Origin of the sequence: Streptococcus marmotae, assembly GCF_001623565.1 — a bacterium.
Lineage (GTDB): Bacteria > Bacillota > Bacilli > Lactobacillales > Streptococcaceae > Streptococcus > Streptococcus marmotae.
This window is the reverse complement of sequence record NZ_CP015196.1, coordinates 1,360,930-1,385,365: the sequence shown is the minus strand read 5'-3', so window position 1 is coordinate 1,385,365 and position 24,436 is coordinate 1,360,930. Positions and strand designations below refer to the sequence as shown.

Sequence of the window (24,436 nt, the reverse complement as noted above, 5' to 3'; positions counted from 1 at the left end):
GCTCCTTCCTAACTAATTAAATTATTTGATAAAATAATTCTGCCTGCTGGCATTCCAAACGGCTATAATTTTTGTTCCACCGGATAGCTCTTCTTTGTCCTCTCCGGTATGAACCAGGTCACCATTTTCCAGGTCATCGAGCTCCAGTTTTTTCTTAATTTCCTTGAACAAACCACCGTAAGCTATCTGTCGTTTTCGGTAAAGTCCGTTGTATAAATCTTCCACGACCTGGGCATTTTCTAGCTCCAGCTTGATGGGTTTGGTTGGGTACTTTGCCGTCTCAAGGATTGCCCCTTTTAGACCTTTTCCCTGCTCCTTGACGGCTCTGACATCGACAATCCACCTTAAGCGATTGTGACCACATCTGCCCCCATTCTTCCTGGGTGATATAGTTGTTTCCAGCCCCACTAAAATAACTCGACTTGACCATCAGTAAAACGTGCAAATGGGGGTGATACTCACCTATAATTTCGTTATGAGTAACCTCGGTTGCTCGCAAATAGCCAATCAGATTCTTCTTGACCTTAGCCCGTCTAAAGAGACGGTCAAACGCCTGGGTCAAGGACGTAAATGTCCTGCTCAGTTCCTCGCCTGGTACGTTCTTAACGGTCAAGGTCAGGAAGAGAAAACGAGCTTTTGGGTGTTGCTTCATAGCTTCATCAACGACCACAGAAGTCTGGTAAGAATGTTTCATCGACCGCCTCCAGTTACACATCGAGCAGAGTTTGTTTTGACAAAAATAAGCCTTGGCTAATCGCAGACTACCGTCTGTTTTTTTTTACAAATTCGAGCTGATCGCCACACGTGGCGACTCGCTCGACTAAGTTCTGTCTATATCCAAGATGCCCAAAAATTTCAGACAATCTCAAGCCTAAAATTTTTCTTCCTCGCCAGTCCTTTGCTTCACCTTTGGAATTCTTATCCTGGAGAATTTCCCCTTGATTTTGTGGGTTCTTCATGGTATAGAGTATAACAATGTCCTAACCTTTATTCAATTCACTATAACAGCTAACTGGACTCTTGGAGTTATCCGATTACTCCCCAGACTTGAGGGCTTCAAGCATATCTAATTGACTCAACTGATGGTGAACGAGCCAGCCTAACAAGGTGAGTATTCCTAGTACAGCCACAATTGGGACGAGATAGACATCTATGGATACAGTTGGGGCAAATAGGATAGCCGGTGAAGCAATGACGACTAGAAGTATGCGATGTAAGAAGAAGCCTGCACATAGACCTAAGACAATCCCCAAGACTGATAGGATCATGGTTTCCCGATAGATATAAAAGGTCACTTCATGGTCATAAAATCCCAAGACTTTAATGGTTGACAATTCCCGAATCCGCTCTGCCATATTGATGGTCGTCAAATTATAGAGAATAACAATTCCCAGTAAAATGGACAAGACAATCAAAATCAGCATAACGGATTGAAGGGACTGAACAATGGTTTCTAGCAAGGTAACCAGAGATAGATTTTGTACGACCGCAACAACACCTTTCATGGCTAGAAAATCACGTGCAACCTTTTCAACAGCCTTCTTATCTGACTTGTCTAACATCACCAAATCTGCATTTGCCTGATAACCTTTTCCACTTGCTCGCTGATAGGCAACATCCGACAGATAGATGAAATGACCTGCATACATCTCCGTGATTCCAGCCACTTTCAATGTCAACTCTTCTTGCTGAACTTTCACCGTCAGCCTATCTCCAACATCAACCTGATACAATTGAGCCAACTTCTGAGAAATAATTGCCCCCTCATCTGATAAGAGTAACCCTTGACCATTCTTAGGATTTCGCAAGGTGACAAAGGAGGACAAATCTTTTTCTGGACTGATAAAAAGGCTAATAGCAAGGGCATCGTCCTGACCTTTTACTGTTTCTGTTAGACCATAGTAAGCAAGCGGTAGGGTCTTTTGAACAACTGGTGAACGAAGGGCTTTTTCAACTTGATCTTTATCTTCCTGACTAACTCGACTTTGCTTGACAAGTACCAATTGATAATGAAGAAGGTCCTGAAATTGACGGTCGATGACCTGCGAAATAGACGAGCGAATTCCTAAACCAGCAAATAAGAGAGCCACGGAGCCTGCTACGCCGATAATGGTCATGAGCATCCGTTTTTTGTAACGTAGGATATTGCGGGCTGTCACCTTTTGGGTAAAACTCAAACGCTGCCAAATAATTGGTACATATTCCAAGAAAATCTTAGCCCCTGAAACAGGTGGCTTAGCTTGCAGTAGCTGGGCTGGTTTGGCTTTTAACTCCCTGCGTGCAACCCAATAGGCTGGTAACACAGAAGCAAGCAGAGAAAAGAGAATTGCTAGAAGATACCACTTCGGATAAAAAGAAAGGCTGCTTCTTCCAATCACCGTCGTATCTGTGATAATGCGACTAATCATCGGAGCTAGGAGAAAGTTACCTAAAAGAAGCCCTACAATGGTACCTGATAAGCCTGACGCTAACCCGTAGACGATAAACTTGATGATAATTTGCCGATTTGTATAGCCGAGAGCCTTAAAAATACCGATATTTGAACGCTCCTCATCCACAAAGCGGGTCATGGTCATAAATGTAACCAGAGCCGCAACTAAGTATAATACAGCAGGGAAAATGTTTCCGACCGCAGAAATACTCTGGGTACTGCTATCATAATTGGCATAGCCATTTCCACCAGGTAGGCTGTCTCGTGTATAGGTACGATACTCTGGTGTATCAAAGTGTGCCAAATCAGCCTGAGCGCTCTGTAATTCCCTGTGCGACTGTCCTAACTCTTGTTCAATGGTCAACCGCCTCCGTTCAAAGTCACTTTTGGCTTCCTGAAGCGCTTGTTCCCCTTTCTCCAACTCCTCTTGTTTTTCTCTCAAATCGGCTCTAGCAGTCGCCAGTTGTTCTTGCCCTGATTCGTAGGCAATTCGATTCGCCTCGTATTCAGCAAGTCCAGCTTGATAGGAGGCTTCTCCTTCTTGGTAGGCTGCCTGGGCTTCTTGATACCGGATTAGAGCAGCTTCATATTGCTTTTTCCCTTCTTGATAGCGGGCTAACTCTTCTTCGTATTGGATTTTCCCTAATTGATAGGCTGCCAATCCTTGTTGGTAAATTTGTTGAGCAGATGCAATGTCTGTTTCTATTTGTTTCAAGCATTGCTGGGCTTCTACCAACTCTGGAAGTTCTGCTGGTTTCTCTCCTGAACCCACCGCAAAGGTAATCTGATCTTGAATAGCTTGGGCTAAGCGCTGAAATTCGCCTTGGGCTGTGGCAATCTGAGCTGCTGCTTGGTCTAATTCAATTCCTTTTGCACTCAAACTAGTCCGCACCTCATTCAATTGCCTCTCGGCTTGTACTAGCTCTTTTCGATTTTCCTCCAAGGGCTTTCGACTGATTTCAAGAGGACGTTGCGCAGCATCTAGCTGTGCCCGGCTATTGTCTAATTCTTCCTTGGCTTGGTCAAGTTGAACCTTAGCTGATTCTAATTCCCTTGCCTGTAATTTCAATTCCTCTTGTCCCTGCTCTAATTGGAGCCGACCTTTGCTTAGCTCCTCTTCCTTTGTGTCAAAGGCTTGCTGAGCTTCTTGGAGTTGCTGTTCTGCCTCTGTTATTTTTTTTCTTCCGTCAGCAATCTTTTCCTGACCTGTTTTCCGAATGCTAGCCAGGCGTTCTTTCCCATTGTCTGCTAATACTTGATTCAGTTCTTCTTGATGAGCTCTTATTTTTTGTTTATAGGACCCTTGATAATAGGGAATAGCCGCTACATCGTCATAGCGGAGGCGGGCTAACATATACACTTCCGAGTCAAAGGCAGCCTCATCCACAAAGGCATAGGCAGCTAGCTGACCTGTTCCTGTACTGGCAGGACCGAGATTGATTGTTCCCCATATCTCTGCCGAATCCGCAAAACCGGTCACAATAAATTCTGTTTCTTTTAAAACCCTAGCCTGTTTATTGCCTTCTTGGACTGTAATGCGATCTCCAATCTGATAGCTTCCTTTAAGATTGGTCGATAAAAGAATTTCCTTTTCTGATGTAGGATCCTTGCCCTCTTTTAGCTGATAGCGTGAAATGGTTTTTGGAGTAGAAAACAAACGGATTGCTTCCTGTCCACCCCCAATGGTCACATCCTTGAAGTAGGCATACTCAATCTGGACACCTCTAATATTATCTAATTCTTTTTTGTCTGCTTGACTGATTCCCAAATCGGACAGCACAGCCAAATCCATCATCTGTCCCTGTTCAATATAGCGCTGCGCTGTTTTTTCCATATTCGGCGCTGCGACCTTCAAACCAATAAAGGCCATTGAACCAATCATCATTAAATTAAAAATCGAAAAGAATCGCCCTTTAGAAGACAGCAACGATTGACGAATCGTTTTCCAATAGATTTTCTTATTCATCTAGCTTTCCTAGTTTTCTTAATATTCCAAGGTTCGAATGTCTTGCGGCTGTGGATTGACCTGAATCGAATGGATACACGCATCCCGCATCTGAATGACCTTATCTGCAATGGGAGCCAGAGCTGCATTGTGGGTCACAATCACAACCGTTGCTCCTTCTTGTTTTGACATCTCTTGTAAAATGTGTAACACTTGTTTACCAGTTTGGTAGTCCAAAGCTCCAGTTGGCTCGTCGCACAAGAGCATCTTAGGACGTTTGGCAACTGCTCGTGCAATCGCAACTCGTTGTTGCTCACCACCTGATAATTGAGCTGGAAAATTATCCAAACGATCTCCCAAACCAACTTTGGTCAAGACATCCCTCGCATCCATGGCATCACGCACAATTTCTGAGGCCAATTCGACATTTTCTTTCGCAGTTAGATTCGCCACTAAATTGTAAAACTGAAAGACAAAACCAACATCTTCACGGCGGTACTTGGTCAGCTGCTTACTAGTTAGTTGAGCAATGTCCACCCCATCAATCTTGACTACACCTTCATCATTTGTATCCATACCGCCCAAGATATTGAGCAGGGTTGATTTTCCTGCGCCAGAAGAACCGAGAATAATGACCAATTCTCCCTTTTCAATATCAAACGAAATATCCTTGTTTGCCACAATACGATTATTGCCCATGATGTAAGATTTAGAACTATTGCGTACTTCAATATATGCCATATCTACCTCTTTTCTTTCCCTATTATACCATGTTTTCGCTTTCATATCGAGTATTCCCCTTATGAAACAATCCGACATGGCAAGTACAAATCCTTTGTTTTCCAATTGACAAACGAGCAAGAAAAAACGAGCAAGAATTTCTTACCCGTTTTAAGATTGTTACAGATTCTTAGCGACTGCTAAAGCTGCATCATAATCTGGATGTTCATTTACATTGTCCAAATATTCTACATAGACAATCTCATTATTTTCATTGAGGACAAAGACGGCACGCGCTAGCAAATTCCACTCACGCATTAACAAGCCGTATGCTTTCCCGAAAGCATGGTCATAGTAATCTGATAGGGTAATGACTCCATCAAGTCCTGCTGCCCCACACCAACGAGCCTGTGCAAATGGTAAGTCCGCTGAAACAGTAATAACAACTAGATTGTCTAGCCCTGCCAATTCTTCATTAAAGCGACGTGTTTGCGCATCACAAATTCCTGTGTCAATTGAAGGAATAACACTAATGACCTTGCACTTTTTACCAAAATCATTGAGGCTCTTCAAGGTCAAATCATTGGCCATAAGGACAAAATCAGGGGCTTTGTCGCCTACACGTAATTGAGGTCCGACAAGAGTAACTGGTTTTCCGATAAATGTTGTCATAATAGGCTCCTTTTCTCTACTACCTCTATTGTAAGCGTTTTGACTCAAAAATGCTAGTATTTTGTTTCCCATTTTCGATTCTTTTTTCTAACAATCCCTGGTCTTGTCTATTACAGACGAGTTTTCTTCAAGCGTAAGGCATTTGTTAAGACCGATACCGAGCTGAGGGACATGGCTGCTCCAGCTAACATGGGGTTCAGCAAGGGACCTCCAAAGAGATGCAATACCCCCATAGCAACTGGAATCCCAATGACATTATAGGCAAAGGCCCAAAAAAGATTTTGCTTAATGACACGCAGAGTTGCCTGACTCAACCGAATCGTCCGAGCTACATCCACCAAATCGCTGCGCACCAAAACAATATCAGCTGATTCAATGGCCACATCAGTCCCCGAACCAATGGCAATACCAACATCTGCTTGAGCAAGAGCTGGAGCATCATTAATTCCATCTCCAACCATGGCAACCACTTTCCCTTTTTCTTGCCATTCTTTGACAACAGCTGCCTTATCTTCTGGCAGAACCTGACTGATAACTGTTTGAATGCCCGCTTGCGCTGCAATCGCTTCAGCCGTTTCTGGTGTATCTCCAGTTAGCATGACAACTTCTAGCCCCATCTGCTGCAAGTGTTTCACCGCCTGTGAACTTGTTTGCTTCATCTTATCTGCCACACCAATGATTGCGACTAACTGCTTATCCAACGCTAACAAGACTGGTGTTTTCCCATTTTGAGAAAGAAGGTAACTGTCGGATGCTGCCTGTTCAATAGCAACATCCTGTTCAGCCATGAAAGAAAGATTCCCTAGAAGGATTTCTTGTCCATTGATTATCCCTATAATTCCTTTTCCAGAAACAGATTGAAAAGCATCGACGCTCTGCAAAGCTAATCCTTTTTCCTTAGCAAAAGACAAAATTGCCTCCCCCAAGGGGTGTTCTGAGTAATACTCCATACTAGCTGCTAGTAGCAAGATTTCCTCCTCAGATTTGCCTTGATAAGTCAGGATGTCCGTTACTTGTGGATGGCCTTCTGTTACGGTTCCCGTCTTATCTAACAGAATCGTATCTAGCTTTTGCGCACGTTCTAGCACTTCACCTGACTTGATTAACATACCTTGCTCTGCACCCTTTCCTGTACCAACCATGATAGCCGTTGGCGTAGCAAGTCCCAAAGCGCAAGGACAGGCAATAATGAGTACCGCAATGACAATCGACAAGGAAAAGGTTACTGACTCTCCAGCTATTAACCAAAATAGACCTGCTCCCAAAGCCAAAATCATGACAATAGGAACAAAGACGGCTGCCACCTGATCGGCTAATCGAGCAATAGGAGCCTTTGACCCTTGTGCTTCTTCTACCAGGCGAATAATCTGTGCAAGGGCCGTATCCTTTCCAACTTTGGTAGCTATCATTTTAAAGGCTCCATTTTTATTGATTGAACCACCAAATACGCTATCTCCAACTGTTTTTGACACTGGCAGGCTTTCTCCTGTTAGCATGGCTTCATCTACTGTGGATTGTCCCTCACTAATTTCTCCGTCAACAGGGATTTTTTCGCCTGGTCGAACCAACAATTGCTCGCCTACCATAACCAGCTCAAGTGGAAGTTCTAATTCCTCCCCATTTCGAAGAACACGGGCAGTTGGAGGAGTTAAGGACAGCAAATGCTGAATGGCTTCCGAGGTCCGACTTTTTGATACCGTCTCTAAATACTTACCAAGCGTAATCAAGGCGAGAATAACCGCAACTGATTCAAGATATAATTCGGCATGCTCACCATGCCCAACCTCTACCTTACCCAACCACAAAAGAGCTGTCATGACTAGACCTTGCAGTAAGGCAGCTCCTGTGCCAATCGCAATCAAGGAGTCCATATTCGGATGCCCTTTCAGCAAGGTTTTGAGCCCCTTTTGGTAAAAGCTACGTCCAACATACACGATTGGTAAGACCAAGATAAGTTGAACGAGGGCAGCTACCGGAGCCTTGTGAAAGATTTCTGGTACCAATGCTTTTCCAAATGGAAGCATCGGAGCCATAGCAAGATATACTAAGGGAAGGGCAAAAATCGCTGACCAGATGAATCGTTGCCATAATTTCTTTGCTTGCTCTGCCTGCTCCACCCCCCTGTCTAGCTGCTGACTTGTCTCAGCTAATAACGCTTCGTAGCCCGCTTCCTTTACCGCTTCTTGAATGCTTGAAGGAGACTGAATACTCGCATCATAGCGAATAGTGAGGCTTTCTGTTGCCAAATTAACCGCAGCTTCTTCAACTCCACTAAGTTGTCCGACACTCCGTTCGACTGCCATAGCACAGGAGGCACAGCTCATTCCCTTAATCTGATAGATTTCCTCTTTGGCATGAGAAATCAATTGATAGCCAGCTCCTGTCACCGCTGCTATCAGCTCTTTTTCTGTTATGATTTCTTCTTCGTAACCAATACTTGCTTGCTCAGTCGCCAGATTCACACTCACTTCTTTCACACCCGCTAAGGACTGGAGCGTCTTTTCAACCGTCATAGCACAAGATGCACACGTCATTCCCTTTACAGCATAGGTTTTCTTCATCCAATCTCCTTTCTTTGTCTACAAATGTAGTTTCTATATAACTAGTATACCTTTTTCGACTACACTTGTAAACAATTTGTTCCAAAAAAGAAGAATAGGAGGAACATTCAATCCTGCTTTCACAGAAATTGATTCCTCCCCCTTCCAGTTCCTTATGGTTTTTGCGCTAACATGGTCGCAAAGCGAAAACGTAAGAAATTGCCATTTTCATCTCGACGATGAAGCTGGCCAAAATCCTCATTGTATTTGATTAATTTCCAATCCTTGTAATAATCCTTCAACTCATTCTGAGCAAATGTGAAGGAAAAGGGCATCGGACATGGTGCGTCATCCGTACTCATAGCCGCAACAATCAAATTATAGCCACCACTATTGGTCTGCTGTTGCATATTTTCAATAATAGCTGGAATGCGCTCCCGCTCTAAAAACATCAAGACAACCGTTGAAATAATCCAATCATAGGATTGCTCAAGATGTGCCTGATGAATATCATACTGACCAACTTGTAGCTCTAAATCTTCCGCTTCCATTACTGTCAAAAGGGTCTCCAGACTTGGCAGGTGATGATCGACAGCTGTCACCTCAAATCCTTTTTGAGACAAATAAAGGGCATTTCTGCCTTGACCACAGCCTAAATCTAGGACCTTGCATGGCTCAGTAATGGTCTCTAAAGCTTCAATGACTTCCGAATGCGTACGGGTAAAGCCGTATTTCTTGGCAAAATAATCCTCTGGTTGACAGAAAAACTCGACAAAAAAGCTAGTATCATCTGTCAGCAACGTCACACGGTGCCAAGCCTGTGGCTCCACCATGGGAATGTCATCAGTCGCTCGGTAATGGTGGATAGCAGTAATCTCATTTTCGTCTGAAATGGCTTCATACTTGATTTCGCCCGTTACGACCTTGATTTTGCCCCAAGTACCCACCTTGGTATTGTGCTTATGGGTAATCTCCGTCGGAACGGTTTCCTTTGTCCATATGGGCATCCGTTTATAGGCTACTAACTCTTGCATAGAAATCTCCTTTTTTCTACTATTGTAAAAGAATCCTGCCCGCATTGCAACTATTCTCCAGTTTTTAAACGGAAACACCTAGAAATCTCTGTCTATCCCATTCTAACTAACGAGGCTGAGACAAAAGTGCCCAAGCCTCGCTTCTTTTATAGCCTTAATAGTTTGACGCATATCAATAGTCAGGGGAGTGACTATTGATACCCGAGCCTAGAGACCCCCAAAGCGAGGATTGTCTGGTTTGTAAAACGCTGATGAATCAACATTCTATTAGAAGAGGCTAGCGAATAGTTCTTCGCTAGCCTTATTCCCAACTTTTCACAATTCTCAATTGCAAGGGGCGAGCTACGCTCGTTCTATTTCCAGCCTTCCACAATTCTCAATTGCAAGGGGCGAGCTGCGCTCGTTCTATTTCCAGCCTTCCACAATTCTCAATTGTGGAAGCTAGTCAACATGCGGGGTGGGAGTAAACTAATCCAGTGGGTTCGTTTAGCCCGAACCTAGAAAGAAAGGAGTGAGGAAAATCGATTTCTTCAAAATCACGATTTTTTTATAGGTAGCGCGACGCGCTCATCCTGATTTTCCCCACTCCCTTATAGAATAGAAAAAGAGAGAACTCTTTCAATTCTCTCTCCTATACCTAACTATTCCCACGCTACAGGAGCTGATGAACAGTTAGAAACATTTGAACTGGTACGAGGCTGAGACAAAAGTGCCCAAGCCTCGCTTCTTTTATAGCTTTAACAGTTTGACGCATATCAATAGTCAGGTGAGTGACTATTGATACCCGAGCTTAGAAACTAGAGAGTTAAGACAGTCCAATGGACTGTTAATACTTGAGCCTAGAAATAAGAAAGCAAAATTGACAAAATCGATTTCTACGAAATACCGATTTTTGTCTCACTCCCTTTCTTCTTTCCGTTTAGGAAGCATTGCCAAACCAGCTAAACCTAGAGCAGTTGCCATATAAACAAATCCACTTTGTTCACTTGCAACACCTGTTTTCGGAAGTAACTTGCTCTCCCCACTTGACACAGGAGTCGGAGTCACTGGCTTCAAGACCGCTGGAGTTGCCACAGGAGCTTTCGGAACTTCTCTCACTGGCACTTCAGGAGTTACCCGTGGAGTGCTTGGAGTCGGTCTATACGGTGTTGGCGTTGGAGTTGGCGTTGTTCGTGTTGGAACGTGAGCTGTATGGTGCTTCAAGTTGTAACCACCAATAACATTCCAATCGATATAGCCATCATCTTCACCTGGAAGATGCGCAGTATCTCTTGTTCCAACCGTGATTTGAGTCTCACTACCTTCATCCCAAATCCAGTCCCCTTGTTGTGTCATCTTAGCCAAGACACGTGTCGTATTATCTGGAAGAATTTGAATAAGGAAACTTGGAGCCCAAGTAGAATTTTTACCTTTTCCAGCGACTTCATTACGGTTTGTCATATAGGACGTAACAAGTAGGGTATCTGATGAGCCTTCTACAGGTACTGCGTAATAAGAATAGGTAGCTGTACGCCAATCCGCTGGTACAGATGCCGTTAAGACAACACCACTCATATTTAGTGGTTTATAGCCTTTTGTCAAGGAATCAGATACATAACCCAGCATGACAACGTTATCCCCAACATTGTAATTTGCATTCACCCACGCATCATTGTTACTTCCATGGTTCAGACGCGACGCTGCAAAGAGATAGTATTTATCACCTAAGCGGACAACGTTTGGACGTTCAATCTCATCACTTACCATTGGAGAGCTTACAAGTGGAGTATAGTAACGTTCAATTTCTGGTGTTTTTTCATCACCAGTCAATTTCAAAATACCAATCGCAGCATTTGCCCAACTTGCACGGTCATACATGTCAGCATTTTCTAACAAGCGGAAAAGGCTCTTGACATTATACTTAGCATCTCCACCATAGTTTGACCAGCGGTAGATTTGATGCTCTCCTTGGTAATCTTGCTCCCCTGTACTCGCTTCAAATATAAGATAACGGCTTCCATCTGTATCTTCGATCACGTGTGGATCACGCATCGCGATATTATCAGCCCCTGTAAAGGTTTTACGCCATTGTTTGTAGCTTTGGTAGAAGTACCCATCTCCACCCTCAGGTGTCAATACTCTATCATTTTCAACTGACTTGATTTTAACCTCTCCGTTCTCAAGAACAAGATTTAAGGTTGCAGTGGCAAGTTGTTGGTTATTGCTATTTTGATCCGTTGTATCCACATGTGTGTAGTACAATTGGATCGAGTTGTCTGAGTTAACAACCGCTGAACCAGACCACTGTTGGATGGCAGGCGTTTGAGTATATCCAAAGATGGAACCTGCATTTTTCCAATTATCAAAATTGTTATCCCCATATTGATTGTAAAGGAGGTAAAGATGGTTGTCGTTTGTATTTGGAACACCCATCATAGCCACAACAAGCTGATAACCATTCCAGTTCGAAACGTGCCCTGTCCGGATATCCTGTACTGGCCATGAATCCCAGACATCTAAATCAGCTACTTCGCCCGTCTGCGCATCTTTTGTTGTTGCTGCAGGCATATTTTTGATAACTTCAGCATTAAAATATGGAATTGCATACTTAGGATCTTGTTCTACCAGAGCATTCGCAATATCTTCAAATTGCTTGTACGTCATCCGATTGCCAGATTCTGCCGTATCAACTAAAACAATTTTATTAAGGGCTTCTTTTTGCTTTTCAGTTAAGGTTGCAATATCGATTTGCGCTTCTGAAGCAATTTTCTCTGCATCACTTGTCAGTCCAGTTGTAGGATTGATTGGAAGAGCTGGGCTATTGAGACGTGAGGATACTTCTGCTGCCTTTTCTTCCTTTTGTGCTGCCTCATCAGTAGGTTGGCCTTGTCCTGTTTCTTCCTTCGTTGCTTCTTCTAAAGCATTATTATTATTATTATTAGAAACCTCAGCCGTATCTTTTTCAGTCGTAGAAGCAGTTGTTTCTGCTACTCCTGTTTTTGACTTTTCTACCGATTCAGATGGTGCTTGAATATTTTCACTGTCAGTAAGATTTGATGCTGGTTCTGTGTCTGCCTTTACATTCATCGATGTCAGACTAGCTGCTAACGAAGCACTCGCTACACCAAGAGCGATTAATTTCTTCTTTGACTGTTGCATACTATACTCCTAAATTTTAATTTATCATTAGATATTCTACAGATTTTTTCTAAATATGTCAAACGTTTAGCATATTTTCTGAGTGCTTTTATGAAAATTTCTCTTTATTTTCAAAACAACAAAGTAGATCCTCCACTATCTGTCTATACTCTACAAAAATCAACAGTTGACTAGGCAACGAAACGCCAGATGGAACTAGAGTTCAGCAAGGTGATCCTAAATGAAAATCAAAGTTAGCTTTTTTACTACTTTCTTAGAAGGTTCAGGCATAAACTACCTATTTTTTTAATTACTGTCCATTCCATTTACTGAAAGAATATTCTGTTGGACTTACTTTGTTACATTTATTTATCAGCATAAATAAACAGTTATAGATAAAATGGCTATTTTTTAAATTAAATGAGTATGACGACGTCAGAGGTTAATTTTTGACGAGCATTAAAAGAAAACGCCTAGAAATTTCTTTCTAAGCGTTTGTATAGTATGAGAGGGAAGAGAAGTCTACTCTTCGTCTTCTCTCTTGCGTTTACCTAGGGCTAAGAAGCCTGCAAGTCCAAGGGCTGCTAGGCCATAAACTCCCACATTAGAAGCCTCTGTACCTGTCTTAGGAAGTGCTGCAGTCGTAGCGGATGATTCCATTGATTTATCTGCTGTTTTATCTGAAGCCATCTTCACTGGAGTTGGTGATTTTTGGCTCATTGACTCTGTACTTGGTTTTTCTTGTTTACCAGCTAACTCCGTACTTGGTTGACCTTGCTTACCTGGTTTTGGAGTTCCTAAATCTGGAGCTGGTACTGGTCTTGGAATCACCAAGGTTGGTTTTTCCACAACTGGCGGATTTTTCGATACTTCATGATGTTTGGCATGTCCTGCAGTACCAGTCGCAGTTTCTGTATTGCCTTGATTGTCTGTACCTGTAGCAGTAACAGTTGACCCGTCCTTAACCTTATCAGCTGGAATAGTTAGGGCACCGTCTTTGCTAATTGTCACACCTTCTGGAAGTGCACCTGCTGCTGTCCAGTTGCCATTTTCACCTTTAGTGATGGTAATTGTGTGATTATTACCAGCTTCATCGGTGTAGGTAATGCTTTCTTTTACATTATCTGCACCTGGTTTAACTGTTACAGACCCATCCTCATTGGCTATGATAGTTGGCTTATCAGCTGTCTTATCAGCATTTTTCACGACAATCTTAACTGGAACTTCTTCACTTGAACCATCTGGGTAAGTCACAACTACTGTTGCGTTCTTTTCACCTTCTGTTGAAGTATCAACTGGGTCCTTGAAGGAAACTGTAGTACCCGCTGGCAGATCTTTCAAGTTTTCAATTGAATCTTCTGCTTTTGGTGTTTCATTCAAGCCAACTGTTTGATCCTTCGCTTTTGGATCATTCTTATCGGCGTCTGTACGTTTGTCTTTCACGACAATCTTAACTGAAACTGTTTCGCTTGATCCATCTGGATATGTCACAACTACTGTTGCGTTCTTTTCACCTTCTGTTGAAGTATCAACTGGGTCCTTGAAGGAAACTGTAGTACCCGCTGGCAGATCTTTCAAGTTTTCAATTGAATCTTCTGCTTTTGGTGTTTCATTCAAGCCAACTGTTTGATCCTTCGCTTTTGGATCATTCTTATCGGCGTCTGTACGTTTGTCTTTCACGACAATCTTAACTGAAACTGTTTCGCTTGATCCATCTGGATATGTCACAACTACTGTTGCGTTCTTTTCACCTTCTGTTGAAGTATCAACTGGGTCCTTGAAGGAAACTGTAGTACCCGCTGGCAGATCTTTCAAGTTTTCAATTGAATCTTCTGCTTTTGGTGTTTCATTCAAGCCAACTGTTTGTTCCTTCGCTTTTGGATCATTCTTATCGGCGTCTGTAAGTTTGTCTTTCACGACAATCTTAACTGGAACTTCTTCACTTGAACCATCTGGGTAAGTCACAACTACTGTTGCGTTCTTTTCACCTTCTGTTGAAGTATCAACTGGGTCCTTGAAGGAAACTGTAGTGCCCGCTGGCAGGTCTTTCAAGTTTTCAATTGAATCTTCTGCTTTTGGTGTTTCATTCAAGCCAACTGTTTGTTCCTTCGCTTTTGGATCATTCTTATCGGCGTCTGTAAGTTTGTCTTTCACGACAATCTTAACTGGAACTTCTTCACTTGAACCATCTGGGTAAGTCACAACTACTGTTGCGTTCTTTTCACCTTCTGTTGAAGTATCAACTGGGTCCTTGAAGGAAACTGTAGTGCCCGCTGGCAGGTCTTTCAAGTTTTCAATTGAATCTTCTGCTTTTGGTGTTTCATTCAAGCCAACTGTTTGTTCCTTCGCTTTTGGATCATTCTTATCGGCGTCTGTAAGTTTGTCTTTCACGACAATCTTAACTGGAACTTCTTCACTTGAACCATCTGGGTAAGTCACAACTACTGTTGCGTTCTTTTCACCTTCGGTTGAAGTATCAACTGGGTCCTTGAAGGAAACTGTAGTGCCCGCTGGCAGGTCTTTCAAGTTTTCAATTGAATCTTCTGCTTTTGGTGTTTCATTCAAACCAACTGTTTGTTCCTTCGCTTTTGGATCATTCTTATCGGCATCTGTAGTGACTGTTGGCTTGCTGTTTGGATCTTTCGGATCTGTATTAGCTGTTTTCTCTTGTTCGTCAGTGAAGCCATCGTTGTCATCATCTGTATCTGTCACATCTGGCATTCCGTCGCCATCAGTGTCGCGTTGAACAGTGATAACAAATGGTTTTTCAGCGATTACCTTACCATCTTTGTCTTTTACTTCAACTTTACCTTTGAACTCACGTGTTTCTTCCTCTTTACCCCAATCAGTCAATTTAGTTGGAGTACCTGAAATTTTACCAGTTTCTGGATCAAAGGTTAATCCGTCTGGAAGACCTGTCACTTCTGTCTTACCACTTTCTGGAACGTTGGTAGTTGTAACAGTGATTGGTTCAATTGGCTGTCCTTCGGTAACGGTCTTATCTGACACACCATCGATAGTTGTTGTTGGCTTGCTGGTTGGATCTTTCGGATCTGTCTTAGCTGTTTTCTCATCTTCGTCACTAAATCCGTCGTTGTCATCATCTGGATCTGTCACATCTGGCATTCCGTCGCCATCGGTGTCGCGTTGAACCTTGATGTCAAACGTTTCAGTTGTCTTGTTACCAGCTTCATCAGTCGCTGTAACCGTTACTGTGAATGGTTTCTCTTCATCTGTGCCCCAATCAGCTACAGTTGGAGTACCTGAAATCACACCTGTTGTTGGATCGAAGGTAACACCTGTTGGAAGACCGTCAACAGTTACTGTTGGTGCTTTACCTGAATCATCTGTTGCCTTAACAGTGATTGGAGTGATTGCTTTACCTTCCACAACTGTTTGGTCACCGATTGCTTCAATAGTTGGTTTAGTGGTGTCTTTATCTGGTGCTGCTACTGTTACCTTAACTGGGACAACTTCTTTCGAACCATCACCATAGGTTACTTCAACTGGAATCGTGTACTCTGTTCCTGGAGTTGCATCTGACGGAACAGTTACGCTAACCTTACCATCTCCGTCAACTGTCGCTGTTGTTCCTGCTGGAAGCGGAGTTGTTCCTGCTGGTTGCTCTGTTGAGATTGTGTAGGTTGGTTTTTTAGCATCTGCTGGTAATTCTGGACTGAAGGTTGGCGCTTTTGTCGTCACTGCTTCACCTGGCTTACCGCTAGCGTCTGAGTAAGATGGGGTGTACTTGTCAGCGTCTGTAGTGACTGTTGGCTTGCTGGTTGGATCTTTCGGATCTGTCTTAGCTGTTTTCTCATCTTCGTCACTAAATCCGTCGTTGTCATCATCTGGATCTGTCACATCTGGCATTCCGTCTTTATCAGTGTCGCGTTGAACCTTGATGTCAAACGTTTCAGTTGTCTTGTTACCAGCTTCATCAGTCGCTGTAACCGTTACTGTGAATGGTTTCTCTTCATCTGTGCCCCAATCAGCTACAGTTGGAGTACCTGAAATCACACCTGTTGTTGGATCGAAGGTAACACCTGTTGGAAGACCGTCAACAGTTACTGTTGGTGCTTTACCTGAATCATCTGTTGCTTTAACAGTGATTGGAGTGATTGCTTTACCTTCCACAACTGTTTGGTCACCGATTGCTTCAATCGTTGGTTTAGTAGTGTCTTTATCTGGTGCTGCTACTGTTACCTTAACTGGGACAACTTCTTTAGAGCCATCACCATAGGTTACTTCAACTGGAATCGTGTACTCTGTTCCTGGAGTTGCATCTGACGGAACAGTTACGCTAACCTTACCATCTCCGTCAACTGTCGCTGTTGTTCCTGCTGGAAGCGGAGTTGTTCCTGCTGGTTGCTCTGTTGAGATTGTGTAGGTTGGTTTTTTAGCATCTGCTGGTAATTCTGGACTGAAGGTTGGCGCTTTTGTCGTCACTGCTTCACCTGGCTTACCGCTAGCGTCTGAGTAAGATGGGGTGTACTTGTCAGCGTCTGTAGTGACTGTTGGCTTGCTGGTTGGATCTTTCGGATCTGTCTTAGCTGTTTTCTCATCTTCGTCACTAAATCCGTCGTTGTCATCATCTGGATCTGTCACATCTGGCATTCCGTCTTTATCAGTGTCGCGTTGAACCTTGATGTCAAACGTTTCAGTTGTCTTGTTACCAGCTTCATCAGTCGCTGTAACCGTTACTGTGAATGGTTTCTCTTCATCTGTGCCCCAATTGTCTACAGTTGGAGTACCTGAAATCACACCTGTTGTTGGATCGTAAGTAACACCATCTGGAAGACCGTCAACAGTTACTGTTGGTGCTTTACCTGAATCGTCTGTTGCTTTAACAGTGATTGGAGTGATTGCTTTACCTTCCACAACTGTTTGGTCACCGATTGCTTCAATAGTTGGTTTAGTAGTGTCTTTATCTGGTTCTGCTACTGTTACCTTAACTGGGACAACTTCTTTAGAGCCATCACCATAGGTTACTTCAACTGGAATCGTGTACTCTGTTCCTGGAGCTGCATCTGACGGAACAGTTACGCTAACCTTACCATCTCCGTCAACTGTCGCTGTTGTTCCTGCTGGAAGTGGAGTTGTTCCTGCTGGTTGCTCTGTTGAGATTGTGTAGGTTGGTTTTTTAGCATCTGCTGGTAATTCTGGACTGAAGGTTGGCGCTTTTGTCGTCACTGCTTCACCTGGCTTACCGCTAGCGTCTGAGTATGTTGGGGTGTATTTGTCTTTATCTGAATCAGCAACTGTCACTTTGACTGCTGCATCGTCTTTGCTTCCATCTTCGTAGACAACTTTTACTGGAACAGTATATGCTGTACCAGGAGCAGTGCCCTCTGGGATTGGAAGGGTTACAACGCCTGTGTTTGGATCGATTTGAGCATCTGCTGGAGCATTATCGCCCAATTCATATTTCACACCGGTTGGTGTAGCTTCAGTGCCTCCATTTTCAGTAAAGGTTGGGGCTTTAGAAGTAGCAGTTGCACCAGCTTTTGCGCTTGTGTCTTCATAAGCTGGGGTGTATTTGTCATTGTCAGAAGCAACAACTGAAATTTTAGCTTTTACTTCTTCGCTCGAACCGTCCTCATAAGTAACCTTAACTGGAACAGTAAACACAGTACCAGGACCAGCACTGTCTCCGATTGGCATAGTGACTACACCTGTCGTTGGATCTACGCTCGCTCCTACTGGTGGTTCTACGCCCAATTCATACTTCGTAACTGTCGGAGTTGCTGGCGCACCTTCTTTATCTGTAAAGGTTGGCGCTTTAGTAGCAGCGGTTTTGCCAGCTTTCACCTCTGTATCCTCATAAGCCGGGGTATACTTGTCTTTGTCCGGTTTATTGATAAAGAATTTAGCAGTTGTTGTTGCTGTTGTTCCATCTGCATATGTAACTTCAACATCAACGGTTGTATCTTCTGTTGGATTGTTCCAGGTGATGACACCGGTCTTAGAATCAATCGCAAATCCTGCTGGAGCAGTATCAGAACCATCTGCTGATACGAAATCGAATGTTGCTCCTTTTGGTGCTGGATTTTTCTCAACGTCTGGTGTGTGCTCAATATCAAATGTCGGAGCTGCAGAAGCTTTCTTCACTCCCAAATCGGAGTAGGTATCTTCATACTTAGGAAGTTCACGATAAACCGCTGTAAATGAATCTTTTTGAATAGGATAGTTTGGAAGAGCTCCGTCTTTTCCTAGTGCGTATAATTCTGCAAAGTAAATCGTTGTCTTTTTAAGGTCGCTAGGAACCATGAATGAACTTTCTGGAAGAGTTCCGTCTGGATTTACTTGCAATGGATCTGATTCTTGGACAACTTTTCCATCCTCATCCTTCCAGATAATCTTATAGGTTTCTCCGTGGTTTGGTGCCAATCCAGCTGTTTTCGTGCTTGCAGTATCTCCTGGATGAGCCACATTTTTGAACGAATCGTAGTTGTAGATGTCAAATGTCAAATTGTCATTAACAGCCGCAAAGTAAACATTGGTCACACTGTCATTATTTAAACCAAGCGTATTTCCATCACGGATGACGGTATCCCAACGTGTTCCAACACCTTGAAGGTCAAATTTACCACCAGTACCACCTTTTGGCACATCGCCATAGAATGGTGTGTAGAAGGAAATGCCTTCTTTTTCTTCTGTCGTTACAAATACCCAATCAGTATTGACGTGTTTTGGTGCATCTGCCAATGTTCTTGGATTTCCAATATTAGGAAGCGATGTCCATGAACCATAAGAAGGACTTGGTGCTACTACCCCATTCCACTCTGTACCTGGTTTTGATTCACCAGTCTGAGCATTCACAACATTCGCATTTGTTTTAAGAACGCTTGCTGCCGAACCTGGTCCTTGATGATTCCACCTCAAACCAAATGTACCGTTGAATTGAAGGGCAAAATCACCGTCGCCAGTTGTGGTAGTGGAAACTGTTTCAGCTACCCATTTTGCACGGTCAGCTTTTACTTGTTTAAGGATATAGGCACGTAGTTTATCTTCGTTTGCCTGTGTCCATTTTGCACCACGGATATTTGACGATTTGTCCCTATTGACAGATGGTTGCCATTCTGAACTAGCATCGATAAAGTTTTTCAATACTTCTGCATCATTCAATTGGGCAACAGCGTAGTCACTTAGATAAGAAGCATACACTTTAACTCCTGGTATCCCAAGGTCAAATTTATTCTCACGACTCGCTAGGTCAACTGTAATCTGGTTCCCTGCTGGAGAGTTGTTATTCCAGTAGACCGAACCTTTGACGTACCCACCTTCGGTGATAACCGCTTCTGTTGGTTTTGCATCTTGACGCCATACATCATCGGTCTTATAAGCATACAAAATCTTAGCATTTGTCAAATTGTCATTTGTAAGACTTTGATTCGCTCCCGCAGTAATATCTTTTACAATGCCTTCAGGAGCAATTTGCTCATCCCCAAATGAGTAAAGAAGGGTGTATTTATTGGTGTCTGGATTGATAGACCAGATACGCCATTTTTCTCCCTGTGGTAGAGCCGCATCGGCATCAAAGCGATACAGTTTCCCATCTGCACCAATGAAGTCTGCTAATCCAATACCGAAACTACCATCTTCATTAGAAGTAGAGGTATAAATCGGAGAGGCATATCCATTTTTTTCAAACCATTGGGCGTAGACTTTCACACCTGGAAGTGGGCGAGTATACCGTTCATCGTTATCATTGATATCACCACCAAATTTTTGGCGGACACTTCCGCTTGCACTGCTATCTGCATTTGGCGCAACGGTATTTTCAATTGCATCTGCTTCAGAAGTTCCACGATTTTTAGCAACCAGCGTATTGTGTGCTCTTGCTTTTGCAAGAACATCATTTGCTTGATCATCACGATTGATGATGCCCTTTGTGAGCTTGGTCAATTCTGCTGTGTAATAACGTTTTTCAATATCCGTCAGATTTTCCAAAGCCTTGATTTCTCTAACTGCATCTGTGTAAAGCTGTGAGCTTACTTTCCGAATGCCTGTTCCAGTTGGAATTGGCTCTCCTTGTGTTGGGAAAGCAATCGCACGCTTTTCAGCCTTACTTGCTTCTTTTGCTATCTCGTCAAGCGCTACTCGGTTTTCAGCTGCATTGATTTGAGCTACAAAGTCTGCTTTAGCTTCTGCTGAGATGTGTGTGTAAGCCTCTAGACCTGCTACGGCAGTTGCTTTTGCTGCTGCTAAATCAGCTTCAGCTGCTGCTTCTTGCGCCTTGAGGTCCGCTGCTAGCGCTGCATTGTTGTTTGCAACTTTTGCTAGTTCTACAATCTCATTGACCGCTTCTTGAGTAGAAGCTGCTTCGATGTCTTTTTCAAAAACAGCTTTTTCTGCATCAGTTAATGCCGTTAATTCTTTCAAGGTATCAAGCGCCAATCCTTTAACTGTGACTAGGTCTACTACTGGCTTGCTTGTTTCAACTGGGCTACTAACCTCAGCTGGTGCTACTTCTTCTACTTGGGCAACTTCTGTTTTAGCAACTTCTGTCGTTACAGGTGCTGTGTTTGCCACCTCAACTTCATCTGCTGATACGTTAGTCGCTAGTCCCAACGTCACCGCAGTTCCTAGAAGAACACTGGCTGCACCAAAATGGTATTTCCGAATGGAAAACCGTTGGCTCAAGCCATACCAATCAAACTTGCTTTTATTATTTCTTTTCACAAGTAGATACTCCTTTATAAATTTTATAGACAAAGAATTACCTTTATTAAAAAGTACCTCTAGTATCTTACCTTATATTATACCCCCCCCCGAATATTTTGTCAATGAAATCCCTTGCAAATTTAAGCTTTTTATCTATTTTTTCTATATTTTTTCTGTTTTAGATGCTTTTCTCATCTTGTTTGCTATCTGATTATTTACTATTTTCATATTTTGGTAGTCACATTACCTTATATTTAATGAAAATCAACGTTAGCGCTTTTAGGATACTTACTTAAATGCTTTGGATATAAACTGTACCTTAGTCGTAAAAAAATAAGAAGCCGGACACAATTCCAGCTTCTCTTACAAGTCATTACTGCGTGATTGACAGCGCCAGTTCCAACTCCTTGGCACCTCTACCTCGCATTGATTGCTTTCATCGTGCGAGCAATGTCGCGGTTTTGTTCACGGCGCTTGATCGATTCACGCTTGTCATAATCGTGTTTTCCTTTGGCAATCCCAATCAACACCTTGGCAAAGCCATCTTTCAGATAGACCTTAAGGGGAACAAGGGTCATACCTGTTCCTTTTACCTCATGTTCTAGGCTGGCAATTTGCTTCTTGCGCAGGAGTAACTTACGTGTGCGCGTCGGATCTTGGTTCCAGATATTTCCCTCATCATAGGGGGCAATATGGACATTATTGAGCCAGGCTTCGCCTTTACGAATCTGGGCAAAGCCATCTTTCAGATTGATCCGTCCTGCACGGATTGATTTGATTTCTGTACCAGTCAAGACAAGACCTGCTTCAATGGTATCGACAATCGTATAATCATGCCGGGCTTTCTTGTTCTGCGCTAAGACCTTTCCTTCACCCTTTGCCATCTCTATCTCCTTTTTTTGCGTTTTCCTTTGGCCACTTCCTTATAAAATGGCTTCTTTTTCTTCTCTTTTCCTTTTTTACTGGAACGATGAGCTACTTCCTCTTGCTTATGTCCCTTGCCTTTTCCACGACCAGTTCGGTCTGAACGATTTCGATTGGCATGGCTCTTGCTTTTGCGAACTGCCTTTAGGGGTGGCTCGATTTGATCCATATCAGACGGTACATGAGCAAAATCAATTTCACCGGTTAGCTTATCTGCCCGTGTCAATTGGATGCGAATGCTTTGCCCAACTCGGAAAGTACGTCCTGATTTTTCTCCTTTGAGCGTCAAGGTTCGTTCATTGTAGTGGTAAAATTCAGGTAGATGTTGAATATGAATCAAGCCCTCAACGGTATTTGGTAATTCCACAAAAAGACCAAACTTGACAATACTAGACACCACGCCATCGAATTCTTGCCCGACAAATTCCTGCATGTATTCTGCTTTTTTCATGGCTTCTACTTCACGCTCTGCCTCGAACGCCCGACGCTCCAAGCTAGAAGTTTGTTTGGCAATGGCAGGAATTTCTGCTTCAAAATGCGCGACCACTTCAGGTGTCACTGTGCTATATTGTCGCACCATTCGATGCACCAACAAATCGGGATAGCGCCGAATCGGACTGGTAAAATGCGTATAGTAATCCGCACCGAGTCCATAGTGGCCATGATTATGCTCTGAATACCGAGCCTGTTGCATGGAACGAAGAAGCATCATATTGAGAACATCTGCATAAGGCTCCTCGGCCACACGCGCCATGAGGTCTTGCAAGGCATCTGAAGTAATGGAACTAGCTGTTCCTGCAATACCAAGACCAAAACTACTCGCATAGTCGATGAATTTCTGTAATTTATCAGCCTTTGGCTCCTCATGAATCCGATAGATAAAAGGCAGTTCTAACTGACTAAAATGCTCTGCGACCGTTTCATTTGCGACCAGCATAAAGGACTCAATCATTCGCTCAGCAATGCCACGTTGCCGCAATTGGATATCAACTGGCAGACCCTCTTTATTGACAATAATCTTCGCTTCACTAGTATCAAAATTAAGCGCTCCACGCTTGAGCCGCATGGCTTCTAACGTTTCGTGAAGCAGAACCATTTTCTCCACACTTGGGACGATTTTTGAAAATTCTTCCTGTTTGGCTTTGTCTCCGGCAATCATCCGATTAACATCTGCATAGGTCATCCGATAGGTGGTGTTGATGACCGTTTGACCAATCCAATGCTTCACCACACGCCCCTTACGGTTAATTTCCATGATAGCAGACTGGGTTAGGCGATCCACATTAGGATTTAGGGAGCAAATACCATTTGACAAGCGTTCAGGTAGCATGGGCACCACGCGATCTGTGACGTAGACTGAGGTTCCACGATTAAGAGCTTCTTTATCTAAGGCAGATCCTTCTGTCACATAGTGAGAAACATCTGCGATATGGACTCCCAGCTCCAGATTGCCATTTTTGAGTTGCTTGATATGCACTGCATCATCCAAATCTTTTGCATCTGCTCCGTCAATCGTAAAGATAATCTCCTTACGCAAATCCAAGCGCCCTTCATAGTCTTTTTCGGTAGGCTGGTCTGGAATTTGATTGGCTTCTGCCAATACCTCATCGGGAAATTCGGATAGGATGTCCATGGACTCTAGCACCTCTAAGACATCAATACCGACATCATCCTTGTGTCCAATGACGTCTCGAATCGTCGCCACAAAATAATCCCGTTTTTTGTTGGGGTATTGCTCAATATCGACCTTGACAATTTCTGTTCCGTCCAAGACCAAGGCTGATTTTTTCAGATAAATCGGCTGGCTGATTTTTTGATTTTTAGACTTGATATAGCCTGCAAATTCTTTTTTATCTTCATCAAAGACAAGCTGCCCAACAGCTGTCTTTAGACTATGCTCTAAGATGTCAATCACTTCTGCTTCTGCTACCGTCCCCTTGAGGCGGTCTGCGACCTTCTTAATCGCAACTTCAACCCTGTCTCCTTCAATAGCATAGTTGACATCATTTCGGCTGACAAAAAGATCATCTTCTGCTTCATCAACGGTGACAAAGCCAAAACCGTTTTTGTTGGCCCGAAAAATCCCAGTCAGGGTTACACGATTTTTTTTCTTCTTTTCTGGTAAGGCAATTCGACCGTGATCATCAAAACTTAATTGCCGGTGTCCCTCCATCTGGGATACCTGCTTGACCAAATTCGTAAACTCTTTAGCAGACCGCGCTTGAAAATGGTCTGCCAGCTGGTCCATAGTGACAGGACCTACTGCTTCAATATAGGCAATAATTTCTTTTTTCATTTTTCTCTTTTCGTTGGTTTATATGTGCACCTAGTGACAGGTAGCAACTCTTCTTCTGATTGTTTTTCTCTGCTGGACTATTGTCGTTTCATT

The 24,436-nt window shown here is 43.2% G+C and carries 9 protein-coding genes and 1 pseudogene; all 10 read right to left on the bottom strand.

Annotation, left to right across the window (positions count from 1 at the left end; translation table 11 throughout):
• Nucleotides 1-21: 21 nt before the first annotated feature.
• The 10 genes and pseudogenes from A4H00_RS11495 to rnr all read right to left on the bottom strand — a co-directional run bounded on the left by A4H00_RS11495 (nt 22) and on the right by rnr (nt 24,343).
• Nucleotides 22-715: pseudogene (locus A4H00_RS11495) on the bottom strand (protein rep).
• A 319-nt stretch (nt 716-1,034) separates the two neighbouring features.
• Nucleotides 1,035-4,397 (bottom strand): ABC transporter permease, encoded by a 3,363-nt coding sequence (locus A4H00_RS07000; protein WP_067088538.1) that lies wholly within the window; start codon nt 4,395-4,397, stop codon nt 1,035-1,037.
• Nucleotides 4,398-4,415: 18 nt separating this feature from the next.
• A complete protein-coding gene (locus tag A4H00_RS06995) occupies nt 4,416-5,117 on the bottom strand; it encodes an ABC transporter ATP-binding protein (protein ID WP_067088536.1) in 702 nt (233 codons plus the stop codon).
• A gap of 159 nt (nt 5,118-5,276) precedes the next feature.
• Nucleotides 5,277-5,768, bottom strand: a complete 492-nt coding sequence (gene tpx, locus A4H00_RS06990; RefSeq protein WP_067088532.1) for a thiol peroxidase — start codon at nt 5,766-5,768, stop codon at nt 5,277-5,279.
• 110 nt (nt 5,769-5,878) lie between these two features.
• Nucleotides 5,879-8,329 carry a heavy metal translocating P-type ATPase gene (locus A4H00_RS06985; RefSeq protein WP_067088530.1) on the bottom strand — a complete coding sequence of 817 codons (2,451 nt, stop codon included), beginning with the start codon at nt 8,327-8,329 and terminating at the stop codon, nt 5,879-5,881.
• A gap of 152 nt (nt 8,330-8,481) precedes the next feature.
• Nucleotides 8,482-9,342 carry an SAM-dependent methyltransferase TehB gene (gene tehB / locus A4H00_RS06980; protein WP_067088528.1) on the bottom strand — a complete coding sequence of 287 codons (861 nt, stop codon included), beginning with the start codon at nt 9,340-9,342 and terminating at the stop codon, nt 8,482-8,484.
• An 897-nt stretch (nt 9,343-10,239) separates the two neighbouring features.
• Nucleotides 10,240-12,480, bottom strand: coding sequence for a glycoside hydrolase family 68 protein (locus A4H00_RS06975; protein WP_067088527.1), 2,241 nt, complete (start codon nt 12,478-12,480; stop codon nt 10,240-10,242).
• A gap of 501 nt (nt 12,481-12,981) precedes the next feature.
• Nucleotides 12,982-21,141, bottom strand: coding sequence for a Rib/alpha-like domain-containing protein (locus A4H00_RS06970; protein ID WP_067088526.1), 8,160 nt, complete (start codon nt 21,139-21,141; stop codon nt 12,982-12,984).
• Between the two features lie 398 nt (nt 21,142-21,539).
• On the bottom strand, nt 21,540-22,007 hold the full coding sequence (gene smpB, locus A4H00_RS06965) for an SsrA-binding protein SmpB (protein ID WP_067088524.1): 468 nt from the start codon (nt 22,005-22,007) through the stop codon (nt 21,540-21,542).
• 2 nt (nt 22,008-22,009) lie between these two features.
• The gene (gene rnr, locus A4H00_RS06960) at nt 22,010-24,343 is read right to left on the bottom strand and encodes a ribonuclease R (protein WP_067088523.1); all 2,334 of its coding nucleotides are present in this window, start codon (nt 24,341-24,343) and stop codon (nt 22,010-22,012) included.
• Nucleotides 24,344-24,436: the final 93 nt, after the last annotated feature.

Coding starts and splice junctions, on each gene's coding strand:
- A4H00_RS07000 (WP_067088538.1), bottom strand. CDS start 4,397: ATGAATAAGAAAATCTATTGGAAAACGATTCGTCAATCGTTGCTGTCT.
- A4H00_RS06995 (WP_067088536.1), bottom strand. CDS start 5,117: ATGGCATATATTGAAGTACGCAATAGTTCTAAATCTTACATCATGGGC.
- tpx (WP_067088532.1), bottom strand. CDS start 5,768: ATGACAACATTTATCGGAAAACCAGTTACTCTTGTCGGACCTCAATTA.
- A4H00_RS06985 (WP_067088530.1), bottom strand. CDS start 8,329: ATGAAGAAAACCTATGCTGTAAAGGGAATGACGTGTGCATCTTGTGCT.
- tehB (WP_067088528.1), bottom strand. CDS start 9,342: ATGCAAGAGTTAGTAGCCTATAAACGGATGCCCATATGGACAAAGGAA.
- A4H00_RS06975 (WP_067088527.1), bottom strand. CDS start 12,480: ATGCAACAGTCAAAGAAGAAATTAATCGCTCTTGGTGTAGCGAGTGCT.
- smpB (WP_067088524.1), bottom strand. CDS start 22,007: ATGGCAAAGGGTGAAGGAAAGGTCTTAGCGCAGAACAAGAAAGCCCGG.
- rnr (WP_067088523.1), bottom strand. CDS start 24,343: ATGAAAAAAGAAATTATTGCCTATATTGAAGCAGTAGGTCCTGTCACT.